Here is a 13,113-nt window from a genome sequence, read left to right as displayed (position 1 = left end):
GACGATCAATCTGAACCCACGATGAAAATTTGCTGCGGCAGGGTGAAGTCCCGAAGCTTGAGCAATGCCAGCGGCCCTGCGCCGAACTCGGTGCGCAGGTCCCAGGTCAGGTTGAGGCCATCGGGGGCCTTGAGCTGCAGCTTGTACTGGCTGTCGGCCGCATCCATCGGCGTCAGCTGCGCCTGCTCCAGCAGGCGGATCAGCCCCCAGGTGCCCTGGTTGTAGGCGAACAACCGCTCGCCGTCGAACACGCTGGTCCAGGTCAGGCTCACGCCAGGCCCGTTGCTCTGGCCCGGCCAGGTGAAGCGTTGCCAGCGTTCGCGCTGGTTGTAGTAGTGGTGTTTCTCACCATTGAGTATGAAGGTGGTCTGCACCACATCACGCACCGGCTTGCCGCGCAGCTCGAAATTCACCGCCATGTCGCCCTCGGTGAACAGCACATCCGCCAGTTCACCCAGCTGGTTGACCGCGCTGAGGAACGCCGGGTTGAAGCGCAGGCCCTGGCTGTTGCGCGGGTCGGCGACCCAGCGCCGGCCCTCCTTGCGCAGCAGGCCATTGAGTTGCTGGTGCAGAAAACGTTCGATGCGCCCGGTATCGGCGCGGATCAGCTTGCCGAGCATGGGCAGCGAGGCATCGCTGCTGGTCACGGCGAACGGGTAACGCCCGGCGAAGGCGTTGTCCCAGTCGTCGACGATCGCCCGCTGCCAGTCGCGGTTAAGGCCAGCCGCGGATGGCTGCAGCACGCGTTGCCAGGCCTGGTCCAGCGGCTGCACGAACAGCGTCTGCGCCGCCCTGCCCCACTCGGCACCCAGGCTGGCGGCGATCAGGCTGCCGTAGGACCGGGTCTCGACCAGGTCGACGCGTTTGCCCTGGAATACGCTCTGCGCCAGGGCCTGGGTCATGGCTTGCGGGTCAGGTGCATCGGCAATCTGTTGCAGCTTCAGGCGCACGCTGGTGACCTGGGTAAGAAAGGCCTGCAAGCTGAGGCTACTGTCGCCTGGCTGGCCGTTTGCGCGCTTGCCCAGCAAGCCCAGCAACGGGCCGAAGGTGCCGTCCAGCGGGCCAAATTCGGTTGCCAGGGGTTGACCGCTCACCGCCGTCCGATCCTGGCCGATCAGGTTCTGCGCAGACTGGATCAGCGTGTCTGCCAGGGCCTGGCCACGGATACCCGCCTGCCCCTGGTAAGCCAGGGTGTTCATCAGCGCAATCAGTGGGGACTGGCGGTTGTCGCTCATCAGCGTCAACTGGCTGATCGCCTCATCCAGCGTGGCGCCCTTGCGCCAGCGCAGGCTGTTGAGAAACGCCAGCCAGGCCTTGCCGTAGTCGTTGAAGTAACGCGCCGTGAGCCGCTCGCGCAGTTGCTCGGGGCTGAGCGCGCGGGTGATGTCACTGGGGTTGTCGCTGAGCACCCAGTCGATCTCTTCGCGGCGGGCTTTGGCGGCCGTTTCGATGGCCTCACGTACCTGGCCCTCCCAGGCTTGGCGGGTGAACGCACCGGGGACGCTGGCGGTGGTGGCGAACAGCGGGCTTGCATCGGTATCGCCGACCATCTGCTGCAGGGCCAGGGCCGGGTAATGGTTGGCGGCGGTGTCCAGCGCTTGCTGGTACAGGCTGGTTTCAGCGTTGCGCTGGCCGAGTTGGGTGAGCAGGATCTGCCGCACCTGGGCGATCAGCCTGGCATCGGCCGCGATCGCCCAGCCAGGGTTGGCGGGCAGGCGTTCGGCGTAGAACGACCACAGGCCGGGCTCATTCTTGCCCAGGGTCTGGACCAGGAAATCCGCATCGCTTTTTTCGGGGCGGGCCAGCATCAGGTAGGCCTTGAGCTGGGTGTAGGCTTGCTGGGTACGCTGGGCGCGTTCGGCGCTGCCCGGTGGCAGCTTCACCAACGCGCTGAGCTGCGCTTGCAGGCTGGCGGCGGCCGGGTCGCGCACCTGCTGCTGCACGGCTTGCACGTAGTGCGGCCAGGCGGCATCGCGCAAGGCGCGGGTGCGGTCCAGGCCGAACCGGTAGTACCACGGGGCGCCGTGTTCGGCGCGGTAGTCCAGGCGGGAGATATCGAGGCTGAGGTCACGCAGGGTGGCCAGGGGGTCGGTGCCTTCGTGTGGTTGTTGCAGCGCTGCCAGCGCCTGGTCGATGCGCTGGGTTTCGGCACGGTTGGTGATGAAGGACAACAGCAGGCCGGCGCACCACAGGGCAGCGAAGCCCAGTAATGCGGCGTGGGTCAGCCGTGGCAGGCTCCAGCCAAGGCGGTTTGGGTTGCCGGGTTTCATACCCAATACGCCATCCCACACAGGGGTTGCTAGCCAATGATGGTCCAGCCCTGGCCTGTCCATTAGCGGCGTGGGCAAGCTGAACCATAAGCCTCGCAACGAGACGGTACGCGCGCTCCACACAGCTGCCAGCGCCGATACACCTTCACGGTCAAGCTCAAGCTCACGCGACAGGCGCAACAGGAAATCATGGCCTCGATCACCCATCATCTGCGCCAGGCCCGCTTCACGTAAGGGCTGCACCAGTTCCTGTAACCGCGCCTCCAGTTGCGCTGCATTTACCTTGGGCGGTAACAGGCAACCCACCGGCTGCACCTCGCGTGAGTCCTGCGGCCACGCGCTGCTGCACACCTGCCATACGTGCAGTGGCAGTTGCCAGCGCAGCTCCATGGCCAGGTCGCGAAGGCGTCGCGCCCCCTGGTTCATGACCACGGCATCATCACGTTGCGCCTTGTTCATCACCCACACAACGGCATCAGGGGCGCGCCAGCGGAACAGCTTGCTCCAGCGGTTCACCAGCTCACGGCCAATTGCCATTTGTGCGCTACCTCCCCAAAGCACAAGCTCTCGCTGGCCAACCAGCCAGCGCTTGTTGCTAAGGCCTGGAGCAAGAACATCGACTAGCGCCGCATCACCCAGCAGTATCAGTACCTGAACCTTGCGTCGCCACAGCAAGCCATGATGCTCACGCATGCAGCTGGCTATGTCCTGCAGCAGCGAATCCTGTTGGACAGCGCCATCAATCGGAATGGCCGCAGTTGAATGCAGGCGTTCACCGCCACTGCGGTGAGCATATGCCCGCCGAGCGAGCTGGCGAGCACAAAGCAAATAGATGATTGCCAATGCCAGGACGCCGGCAGCCGAGCCAGCGACCACCAGCCACGTGTCGATCCCGCGAGCCTGTCCAACGGCTTCACCCGAGACTTCTGGTTGCTGCCATCCCCAGAACACCAGCAGCGCTGACAGCACCAACAAAATACTGAACACCACCCACCCTGTTACCGTCTGTTTTGATTGCACCTCTAACTCCTAGATTTCTGGCACGGCAGGTGAAAGCACGGTGCTCCAGAACACCGAGTCCGTAGCCCGCTCACCGCTGAAAATGACATGCACGCCAGCGCCCTGCGTGATGCCCAGGGCAGCCGCAGCCATGGCTGACCAGGGAGCAGCCGCTCCCGCGTGCCCCAGCATGGCGTCGACGTTATGGGTATTGCGCTTCAGCCCGGCAGGTAGCCCCATGAGCACCGTAGTCATGGCCGTTTCATGCGGCGCAGCGATGCCTGCGCGCCACGCATGCTCAACTGCCTCGCGGGGTTGGTTCGCCCACACCAAAGACAAAGCAACCGCATCACCCCAGCTTTCGCCTGTTGCCTGACACGCTTGCTGCGGTCGGTGCACACAAGCCATAGCAGGACGGGGGAATACCCCGCACGGGTTACCTAGCAACAGGCCAACGGCAACTTCGGCCGTGCCAGCAGGCGGGTCCGGTGCAATTTGGCAGGCAATCACCAGCAGCAATGATCGATCCGCGCTACGTAGGTCGAGCCAGTGGTCAATCACCCCGAGCCCGCTGCCCTCTACCGCTGTAGCCGCCTGCCTGATACCCGATCGATGCCATACCTGCTGCCAGGTCGTGTCGATATCACTTTTCGGCAGGCTGCTGTCGACCTCCAGCAGCACGGCCAACGGCAGCTCATCAGGAAGCAGCGATAGCGTTTCGGACAGGTCTGCCAACACACGCGTCAAGGCGTGGGTCAACGTGTTCGCCGAGGTGTCGCCCTCCTCAACCGGCAGGCGACTGTGCCGAGCAAGGCCCCCCAACCAACAAGGCTGAGTTCTGATGGCTTGCTCCTGGCGTAGCAGTGCCTCCAGTTGTGCGGTCATCGTTTGCCCCCCAGCCCGCAGCCCGGTGTACAAGCTAGTCCCCAGGACCTGCACATGCCGCCGCCCCCGACTCATCTTGCACGTACGCTCATGCTCCCGGGCCTGGTCCCAACCATCTGCGGCATGTTGCATTGCGAGGTAGTGCACTGTGCGCCCTGCCAGCAGCACGCACCAACTCACCACTGCACCGGCAGCGGTCAGCCCCCAGCTATTCAACGCTTGCTGGCTCAGCGGCTGACTGGCGAACATCATCATCCCGGCTGCGCCCAACAAGCAGAGAAGAATCAGCAAGCCCAACCACCACCCGCGTCGGGGTGCGGCGGGACGCGATGCCAGTGGTGGCAGCTTGTCGAGATCAACGGGCATGATCAGCGCGCGCCTGCTTGCGTGAGAGAGCTGATCAATGCGCAACCACAGCCACACAAGTGGCCATTGAACGCCACCGGCAAGCCGTTATCGCGAAACCTTGCATGACCTTCGCTAATCACTGTGCGGCCGTGTCCAGGAATGGGGCAAAGTACCGGGTCCCCCTGCCGCGCCACACCGATACCGCCGAAACTCATTGTGCTGGAGCCGGACAATACAGTGCCGCCTCCGCTGGTCTTGTCACCGACCCGGATAATTCCACGCATCTGTCACCTCGTTTTATAATTAATTACGATACTTGATGAAGTTCAACCGAGCAGGCCCCATTCAACACGTTCCTCACGCTGCACGACTTTGTCGTGCAACGGCCAAATGCGCGGCTCTGTCCAAGTCATTTTGTAGCGGGGCATGATTTCGTCTCGCTCAAAATGGCGGACTGTTTCTTTCAAACTGTCGACCATCACTTTCCAGTAACCGGTTCGCGGACAAGGTTGGTCGCTCTCGCAGACCATGACCGGGAAGTTGGCCTCGCTGAACGCGGGTGAGCCAGGCATTGGTTTGCCTGTGGCAGGGTCCAGGAGTTTTTCCTGGGCCAGCTTATGGATCAGCGCTTCGCTGGGTTTTTCCGGTGGTACATTGGCTAGACGTTCCTCTAGCCATTGCAGTTTTCCGTCCCACGGCGGCAGCTTCGCGGGTGGTAATGGGACGATTTCATTGATTTCCGGTACTTTGGGGTCAGCATAGGAATATCCAGATAAAACTTTCCAGATTTTTGTGTAGCGGTCGGCACGCTCTGGATCTTCAGCGAGCTCAAGGTAGTCTAGTTTATTCGTGGGTGCTGGCCCGCTGAAGCCTTGGATCAGCGCAAACGTCGAAGTACTATCCCCTGCCGCAACGCCCAAATGAAACATTTCAAGAGCATGCCGATATTGCTGCATTATTTTATAACCAGTGCCTAGTTCCAAGGCAGATTTTCCATGTCCTTGCCTAGCAGCACACTGAAGCATTTTAATCGATGCGTGATGTGAAACCTGGCTGCCAAGAAATTTATTTGCGACATAGTATTGAGCCTCAGGATTACCTTCATCAGCAGCCTTACGAAAATATCGGAGCGCCATCGACTCATCTTTTTTCAGCCCAGCCGACCCTTGCTGCAGAAAATAAGCCACAAACAAATATCCAGTTGCGTATCCGCCATTGATCAACTCCTCACTCAAGCGAAGATGCTCCTCCCCGCGAAGTTTCAATTGGCCGAGCATGCTACCGTTTTGCAAGTTTATATTCGCTTTCGGGTGACTGTGCTCTGCGGCTATCCGGTATAATCGCTCGACCTCTAAACTTATTCCGCCCTCCCTCTTGAGCTGGTTATTTTTTTGAAGCCAACGCGCGTACAGAAACAGCGAATCAACTTCGCCTGGTGGCGTAACAATATTCTCGCGAGCACAGTCAAAATCATAACTCGAAGAATCTCTTGACTCCAAATCACCCATGAGGAACTCCTTCTTTTTGCCACCACAGCCCGAAATAAAAATAAGCACTACAAACAACAACCCACGCATCAGTCTAGATTCCTCAAGATCGCCTTATCATAAAAGAACTCGACAAGCGAACAAGCTGGCGCCTCGTTAGTCCTCTGGCGCCAATTATTGTCAACTACAATCTGAGACCAAGCTTCAAAGGCCAGGCCAGCATTGTCCTGAGCTCCACTCCCGCCCGCATGCAACCCCCACAACCGCTGCCGCAACGCCTGCGTCACACTTCCCCACTCGTAGGCAATATTCAGCTCACTGTCCACCTGCATGCTCCGCGTGTTGATATTCGCCGACCCATGCGTGGTAAACACATCATTAACGATCATCAACTTCGAGTGGATATATACGGGTGTCCACGGCTGCCCTGCCGGGGAGTCCGGTGCAACTAACGAACACACATGAACTTTCAGCCCTGGTATCTCCTCAGGCATGATCGTACTTTCTTCTATTTCCTTGATTTGCTCATCAAGCTCAGCCTGCCACTCCCCGGCAGCGCGCCGGCCCCGGTGGTCGTTCGGCCCATCGATTTGCGGGCGCGGCGGCGCATCTTTTTTCACCTGATTGATACGCTGTAACTTGGTCACCCCGGGGATGGTGTCTGCACGCCCCAGGCTGGCCAGCATGCGCTGGGTGTTCACCGTCCCCGCACCCATGCCGTCGTCCGTGGCGTTGGTGATGCTGAACAGGTGCAGGGCACCATGCACACCTACCTCGCAGACCTTGCGGGCTTGCTGCAGCACAAAAGGCGAGACGATGTCTGGCTGGCACATGACCACTATCCCCATTTATGGATTGCTTGGCTTCAGGCATGTATGCCTAGCCAAGCAAACCCCATTCAACACGTTCCTCACGCTGCACGACTTTGTCTTGCAACGGCCAAATGCGCGGTTCTGTCCAAGTCATTTTGTAGCGGGGCATGATTTCGCCTTGCTCAAAATGGCGAACTGTTTCTTTCAAACTGTCGACCATCACTTTCCAGTAACCGGTTCGCGGGCAAGGTTGGTCGCTCTCGCAGACCATAACCGGGAAGTTGGCCGCGCTGAACGCGGGTGAGCCAGGCATTGGTTTGCCTGTGGCAGGGTCCAGGAGTTTTTCCTGGGCCAGCTTATGGATCAGCGCTTCGCTGGGTTTTTCCGGTGGTACATTGGCTAAACGTTCCTCCAGCCATTGCAACTTACCGTCCCAAGGTGGCAGCTTCGCGGGCGGAAGGGGAAGGATTTCATTTATTTCCGGGACTACCGGATCAGCGTAGGAATATCGAGTTAGAATACGCCAAATTATGTTATAGCGTTTAGCGCGCTCTAGATCTTCCTGCTGCCCAAGATAATCAAGGGTGTTTTTTGAATCTGGCCCTCGAAACCCGTCATCCAAATATCCTGCAGCATGTTCGCTCCCCCCCGCAACCCCCATTTGAAGAACTTCAAGAGCCTCGCTATATTCTCCTTTGTTTTGAAGATGTACGCCCAGAGCAACTGCAGCGTCTCCATGCCCTTGTTCGGCCGCACAACGCCTCATTTGTCGGGCAACGCTCGGTGCCATGTCTACTGGCGCAAGTTTTTCTGCCACAACATACTGCGCTTGTGCACTGCCACTGTCGGCAGCCTTGCGAAAATAGCGAAGTGCCATCACTGGATCAGCTTGCAAGCCCGCCGCACCCTGCTCCAAAAAAATGGCAATAAATAGATAACCCGTTGCAACTTTCGCCGCAATTAAATCCTCACTTAGGCGCAAGCGCTCATCAGCGTTCAATTTAAAGCGCCCACTTGCCGCCCCATTCTGAAGATTAATATTTGCTTTGTAGTTAGCATGCTCCGCACTTATTCTGTACAAGCGCTCGACATCTGCATCAACTTCAGGACTTCGATTTAAAGTATTATTTTTTTGCAGCCATCGCGCATAACGAAACAGAACATCCGACTCATGCGATGCATGGGGCAAATGTTCATGCCTGCAGATAAACGTCAAATTCTCCTGAACACCACTCACCACCATAGAGAGCTTCCTTTTACTGCCAAATGCGCCATCACAACTAAAGACAGTTAGCATAAGCGATAAAAACAGACGTAAGCATCGCATTCAATCTAAATCCTTAGCTACTGACTTCCCATACAAAAACCCTACCAGTGACGCCGTCGGCTTTTCCTTGGCAAACTCTAACTCCTTATTGCGATTCATGAGCTTTTTCCACGCCTTGAAAGCCAACTCAGGATTATCCTGAGCCCCACTCCCGCCCGTATGCAACCCCCACAACCGCCGCCGCAACGCCTGCGTCACACTTCCCCACTCGTATGCAATATTAAGCTCACTGTCCACCTGCATGCTCCGCGTGTTGATATTCGCCGACCCATGCGTGGTAAACACATCATTAACGATCATCAACTTCGAGTGGATATATACGGGTGTCCACGGCTGCCCTGCCGGGGAGTCCGGTGCAACTAACGAACACACATGAACTTTCAGCCCTGGTATCTCCTCAGGCATGATCGTACTTTCTTCTATTTCCTTTATTTGCTCATCAAGCTCAGCCTGCCACTTCCCGGCAGCGCGCCGGCCCCGGTGGTCGTTCGGCCCATCGATTTGCGGTCGCGGCGGCGCATCTTTTTTCACCTGATTGATACGCTGTAACTTGGTCACCCTGGGGATGGTGTCTGCACGCCCCAGGCTGGCCAGCATGCGCTGGGTATTCACCGTACCCGCACCCATGCCGTCGTCCGTGGCGTTGGTGATGCTGAACAGGTGCAGGGCACCATGCACACCTACCTCGCGGACGTTGCGGGCTTGCTGCAGCACAAAAGGCGAGACGATGTCTGGCTGGCACATAACCACTATCCCCATTTATGGATTGCTTGGCTTCAGGCATGTATGCCTAGCCAAGCAAACCCCATTCAACACGTTCCTCACGCTGCACGACTTTGTCTTGCAACGGCCAAATGCGCGGCTCTGTCCAAATCATTTTGTAGCGGGGCATGATTTCGCCTTGATCAAAATGGCGGACTGTTTCTTTCAAACTGTCGACCATGACTTTCCAATAACCGCTTTGTGGGCAAGGTTGGTCGCTCTCGCAGACCATGACCGGGTAGTTGGCCTCGCTGAACGCGGGTGAGCCAGGCATTGGTTTGCCTGTGGCAGGGTCCAGGAGTTTTTCCTGGGCCAGCTTATGGATCAGCGCTTCGCTGGGTTTTTCCGGTGGTACATTGGCTTGACGTTCCTCTAGCCATTGCAGTTTGCCATCCCAAGGCGGAAGGTCGGCGGGTGGCAATGGGACGATTTCATTGATTTCCGGCACCTTTGGATCAGCATAAGAATATCTGGCCAGGACATTCCATATTTTCTCATAGCGATCAGAGCGCTCTTTATCCTCTGCTTGCCCTAAATAATACAGTCGATCTGTAGATTGAGCTCGAAATGCATTGCTTAAGCTAAATGGGGCATTTTCGTCTCCTGCAGCAACGCCCATTTGCAGAACCTTGAGCGCCTCTGAGTAATCTCCAGCCAATTGATAAATGACACTCAGCACCGCTGCGGCCCTACCGTGAAATTGCTCAGCAGCACATCGATACATCTGCCGTGCAACTGTCGGCGCCATGCCTACCGGCTCCAAGATGCCAGCCACATGATACTGCGCTTGCGCACTTCCCTCGTCGGCCGCTTTGCGAAAATACCGTAGTGCCATCTCAGGATCATTTTTCAGCCCCGCTGATCCCTGCTGCAGAAAATAGGCAACAAACAAATAACCTGTGGCAATCCCCTCATCGATCAATTGCTCACTCAGTCGTAAATGCTCAGCTCCTCGCAGTTTGAAATGACCCTGCATCGCACCATTTTGGAGGTTGATATTAGCTTTGTAATGGCCTTGTTCAGCAGCAATGCGATAGAGTCGCTCGATCTGTGCATTGACCTCAGCATCCCTCTTGAGCTGATTATTTTTCTGAAGCCATCGGGCGTATAAGAAAACGCTGTCAGCGTCTCCGGTTATTACTGGAAACTTCTCATAAGCACATTCAAAATTCAAATCAATAGATCCGCCCTCTAGCTCTTGCATTTTACTTCCCCCTATGCGGACCGAGTCTTCACCTGAAGCGCAACCGATCATAGAAAACGACAAAAGCAAATAAGAGAAACTTTTCAATCTAAGTTCCTTAATGTCCAACCCTCATACAAAAACTCAACAAGACTGCACTCTGGCGCCTTATATTCTCTTGAAAGTCTGGAGTTTCTTATCAAAATTTGTCTCCATGCCGCAAACGCCTGCGCAGCATTGTCCTGAGCTCCACTCCCGCCCGTATGCAGCCCCCACAACCGCCGCCGCAACGCCTGCGTCACACTTCCCCACTCGTAGGCAATATTCAGCTCACTGTCCACCTGCATGCTCCGCGTGTTGATATTCGCCGACCCATGCGTGGTAAACACATCATTAACGATCATCAACTTCGAGTGGATATATACGGGTGTCCACGGCTGCCCTGCCGGGGAGTCCGGTGCAACTAACGAACACACATGAACTTTCAGCCCTGGTATCTCCTCAGGCCTGATCGTACTTTCTTCTATTTCCTTTATTTGCTCATCAAGCTCAGCCTGCCACTCCCCGGCAGCGCGCCGGCCCCGGTGGTCGTTCGGCCCATCGATTTGCGGTCGCGGCGGCGCATCTTTTTTCACCTGATTGATACGCTGTAACTTGGTCACCCCGGGGATGGTGTCTGCACGCCCCAGGCTGGCCAGCATGCGCTGGGTGTTCACCGTCCCCGCACCCATGCCGTCGTCCGTGGCGTTGGTGATGACGAAGAGGTGCAGGGCTCCGTGCACGCCCGGGTCGCGTCCGGCAGTGGTTTGATCCAGCGCGGCTTTCTTGATGGCTTCGGCCAGCGGTGGCCAGCGGAAATACTGGTTCTCGATGTAGATGAACTGCGTGGCATTGTTGACTGCCTGCAAGTGCAGCTTCTCGATCTCTCGCCGCCCTTCCTGCGCCTGGGTGCGCAGTAGCTGGCAGATCATCGGTGTGCCGGTACCCGTACGAAAATCCAGCTTTTCGGCCACTGCCATGGCCTGTCGGGCGGCCAGCAGGTCTTCACCGGTTTCCTTGCGCCAGGCACTGGCGAAGTTGTGGTGCAGGTGTTCGAGTATGGGGCCGCTGACCTTGCTGGAGATGTCCTGGCGCGGTTGCACACCACGCGGGCCACGGTTCGGTGCCGGTTTGTCGTAACCGCCGCGATTGAGCGCCGTGTGCTGGTCGGTATCCCAGTACTCATCGAGCATGTTGTGCCCCATCACGAAACCGACGGCGCTTTCACCCAGCTCATAGTCCACCAGCACGCTCTTCTGATGGTGGGTTGCCGTCAGGCGCAAGGTATGACGCATGCGGGCACTTACATCTGCGTCCAGGCTGTGGTACTTCACCTGGTGAGCGACTTCAGCCCGTTCCCGCCAGGAAAAGCCACGGCTGACAAAGACCGGAAGCTTGCCGTCAGCACGACTGGCCGCTTGGTTGTCAGCTACTTTGCAGGCAGCGAACCATTCACGATCAAATTCATATTGCGCCTGGGTCGAGCTTTGCAAGGCACGGTCTCTCAGGCTTATAGGGCCCTTCCCTGGCAGGTTGGCTTCTCCTGCCATACCTGCAGCATTGAGCGGCATCTCCCAGCCAAGTATGCGGACCTGCACACCTTCACGTGCCTTGCTCAAGAGCAAATCACCAACGCTCGGGGCTTTACCATCGCGTATGAAAAACATCGAAGGCTGGAAGCCCCAGCAAATGATGTCGATGGACTTTTTTGCCTGAGCCATGGCCAGGTGGACCGCCCTGAACGTTTCTTCGCCATTGACCAGCGGCTCATAGCTGGCGGGCACCGGGTGGTATTGGCTCTCCCCAACGAACCAGGGTGCGGTGAGGATGCACTCGTTGGTTTCACGCAATACCAACGGAACGGTGATTGCGGGCTGGCTCATGGCTGTTGGTCCTTTTTGTGGTTCAGCACAGTGGCGTAGTGATCGCGCAGCGATATGTGCGGGAAAATTTCGGCATCACTCGCCGAGCGGTAACGGCGCATGCCGCGATTGGCCAAAACGCCTTGTTGTGGGTTTGTATATTGCTCGGCCACCGGTATCTGATAGGCCTCGCCATTGGCTAGCCGTATCTCGTATTGGCGAGTAACCACCTGATGCGCGACCCGAACGGCACCTGACTCATCCAGAACGCCTTCCTGCAGCACTGCACCATCGGCCAACAGGGTGTAAGGCATACCGGCTCCGGTGGTAGCCAACCCATTCGCCGCCTGGGGAACACGCAGCAGTAGCGGCTGAATGCTCTGACTTTTCGGGTAGTTCGCATGGTCGGCCTTCATGCTCGCCGGGCCGCTGTAATCGAAAAACGCCGACTTGACGTTGCAATCGCCCTCGGTCCCTGCCTCGATGCAACAGGCATCCAGGGTGATGTAGCTACCACCCGCATTGAGGGTGATCTTCTTCTTGGCGGTGATACTGATCTCGTCTTCCGTGCTGGTGATGCTCAGCCCGTCGCGCGCCAGCAGTTCCAGGGTGTCGTTCTGTGCCTGGAGTGTGACCGGGCCCTGGTTGGCAATCAGCTTGATCCCCAGCTTGCGCACGAACAGGCTCAGCCCCTGCCCCACACCCATGAACAGGCGCTTGATGACGCTTACAGCTGCCTCGCCACCGGCGTTGAGCATCAAGTTTTGCTGCGCTGCCACTTGAAGATGCTTGCCGCTAGTCAAGGCGATGCCATCAGGAGCGCTCAGCAGCAATACAGAGGCCTTGAGCTCATCGAGTTGTTCACGCAACAGCGTCAACTGTGCCTGGACATCCGCGGGTTCTGCCTGGCTGGCCTGCGCATCGGCAGACAGTTGTTCAAGCTGCTCGCCCGCCTGTTGCAAACGGCCTGTCGCGGTCTGCATCTCCAGCACCGCACCTTGGGCATTGGCTTGCGCATCGGCACTGATGAAAATGCCCTTCCCCGCCCGAATCGCCCCCCACGCATCGCTGCGCAGCTCAAACCCTTCGCCGCGCCTGTCGCGCTTTGCGTCCACCACATGCCCCAGGTTCAGCTGGCT

The 13,113-nt window shown here is 57.8% G+C and carries 9 protein-coding genes and 1 pseudogene; all 10 read right to left on the bottom strand.

The features are described 5' to 3' along the window. Positions 1-5: 5 nt before the first annotated feature. Positions 6-3,290 carry an ImcF-related family protein gene (locus ACFY9W_RS19200; RefSeq protein WP_391133120.1) on the bottom strand — a complete coding sequence of 1,095 codons (3,285 nt, stop codon included), beginning with the start codon at positions 3,288-3,290 and terminating at the stop codon, positions 6-8. A gap of 9 nt (positions 3,291-3,299) precedes the next feature. Further along, positions 3,300-4,154: a hypothetical protein gene (locus ACFY9W_RS19195; RefSeq protein ID WP_391133117.1), complete on the bottom strand. Its 855-nt coding sequence runs from the start codon at positions 4,152-4,154 to the stop codon at positions 3,300-3,302. 368 nt (positions 4,155-4,522) lie between these two features. Continuing rightward, positions 4,523-4,786, bottom strand: a complete 264-nt coding sequence (locus ACFY9W_RS19190) for a PAAR domain-containing protein (protein ID WP_391133114.1) — start codon at positions 4,784-4,786, stop codon at positions 4,523-4,525. Between the two features lie 42 nt (positions 4,787-4,828). Continuing rightward, positions 4,829-6,079, bottom strand: coding sequence for a DUF6396 domain-containing protein (locus ACFY9W_RS19185; protein ID WP_391133111.1), 1,251 nt, complete (start codon positions 6,077-6,079; stop codon positions 4,829-4,831). Further along, positions 6,079-6,822 (bottom strand): hypothetical protein, encoded by a 744-nt coding sequence (locus ACFY9W_RS19180; RefSeq protein WP_391133108.1) that lies wholly within the window; start codon positions 6,820-6,822, stop codon positions 6,079-6,081. Before ACFY9W_RS19180 ends, ACFY9W_RS19185 begins: the two co-directional genes overlap by 1 nt. 46 nt (positions 6,823-6,868) lie before the next feature. Continuing rightward, on the bottom strand, positions 6,869-8,128 hold the full coding sequence (locus ACFY9W_RS19175) for a DUF6396 domain-containing protein (RefSeq protein ID WP_391133106.1): 1,260 nt from the start codon (positions 8,126-8,128) through the stop codon (positions 6,869-6,871). Further along, positions 8,129-8,794: pseudogene (locus ACFY9W_RS19170) on the bottom strand (phospholipase); the annotation flags it as partial. A 124-nt stretch (positions 8,795-8,918) separates the two neighbouring features. Beyond that, complete coding sequence (locus ACFY9W_RS19165; RefSeq protein WP_391133104.1) at positions 8,919-10,181, bottom strand: DUF6396 domain-containing protein; 1,263 nt, start codon at positions 10,179-10,181, stop codon at positions 8,919-8,921. Beyond that, a complete protein-coding gene (locus tag ACFY9W_RS19160; protein WP_391133101.1) occupies positions 10,178-11,995 on the bottom strand; it encodes a phosphatidylserine/phosphatidylglycerophosphate/cardiolipin synthase family protein in 1,818 nt (605 codons plus the stop codon). The genes ACFY9W_RS19165 and ACFY9W_RS19160 overlap by 4 nt, the downstream gene beginning before the upstream one ends. Further along, a partial coding sequence (locus ACFY9W_RS19155; RefSeq protein ID WP_391133098.1) for a DUF2345 domain-containing protein occupies positions 11,992-13,113 on the bottom strand: 1,122 nt, incomplete at its 5' end. The genes ACFY9W_RS19155 and ACFY9W_RS19160, both read right to left, overlap by 4 nt.

The sequence above is a fragment of the Pseudomonas sp. NPDC008258 genome, assembly GCF_042956345.1.
In the GTDB taxonomy this organism is placed as follows: domain Bacteria; phylum Pseudomonadota; class Gammaproteobacteria; order Pseudomonadales; family Pseudomonadaceae; genus Aquipseudomonas.
The sequence above is the reverse complement of the archived record's forward strand: the minus strand, read 5'-3'. Positions and strand labels throughout refer to the sequence as shown.

What these genes read in the sequence shown, in the direction of transcription:
- ACFY9W_RS19160 (WP_391133101.1), bottom strand. Translation starts at nt 11,995, where the DNA reads ATGAGCCAGCCCGCAATCACCGTTCCGTTGGTATTGCGTGAAACCAAC.
- ACFY9W_RS19175 (WP_391133106.1), bottom strand. Translation starts at nt 8,128, where the DNA reads ATGCGATGCTTACGTCTGTTTTTATCGCTTATGCTAACTGTCTTTAGT.
- ACFY9W_RS19180 (WP_391133108.1), bottom strand. Translation starts at nt 6,822, where the DNA reads ATGTGCCAGCCAGACATCGTCTCGCCTTTTGTGCTGCAGCAAGCCCGC.
- ACFY9W_RS19190 (WP_391133114.1), bottom strand. Translation starts at nt 4,786, where the DNA reads ATGCGTGGAATTATCCGGGTCGGTGACAAGACCAGCGGAGGCGGCACT.
- ACFY9W_RS19185 (WP_391133111.1), bottom strand. Translation starts at nt 6,079, where the DNA reads ATGCGTGGGTTGTTGTTTGTAGTGCTTATTTTTATTTCGGGCTGTGGT.
- ACFY9W_RS19195 (WP_391133117.1), bottom strand. Translation starts at nt 4,154, where the DNA reads ATGACCGCACAACTGGAGGCACTGCTACGCCAGGAGCAAGCCATCAGA.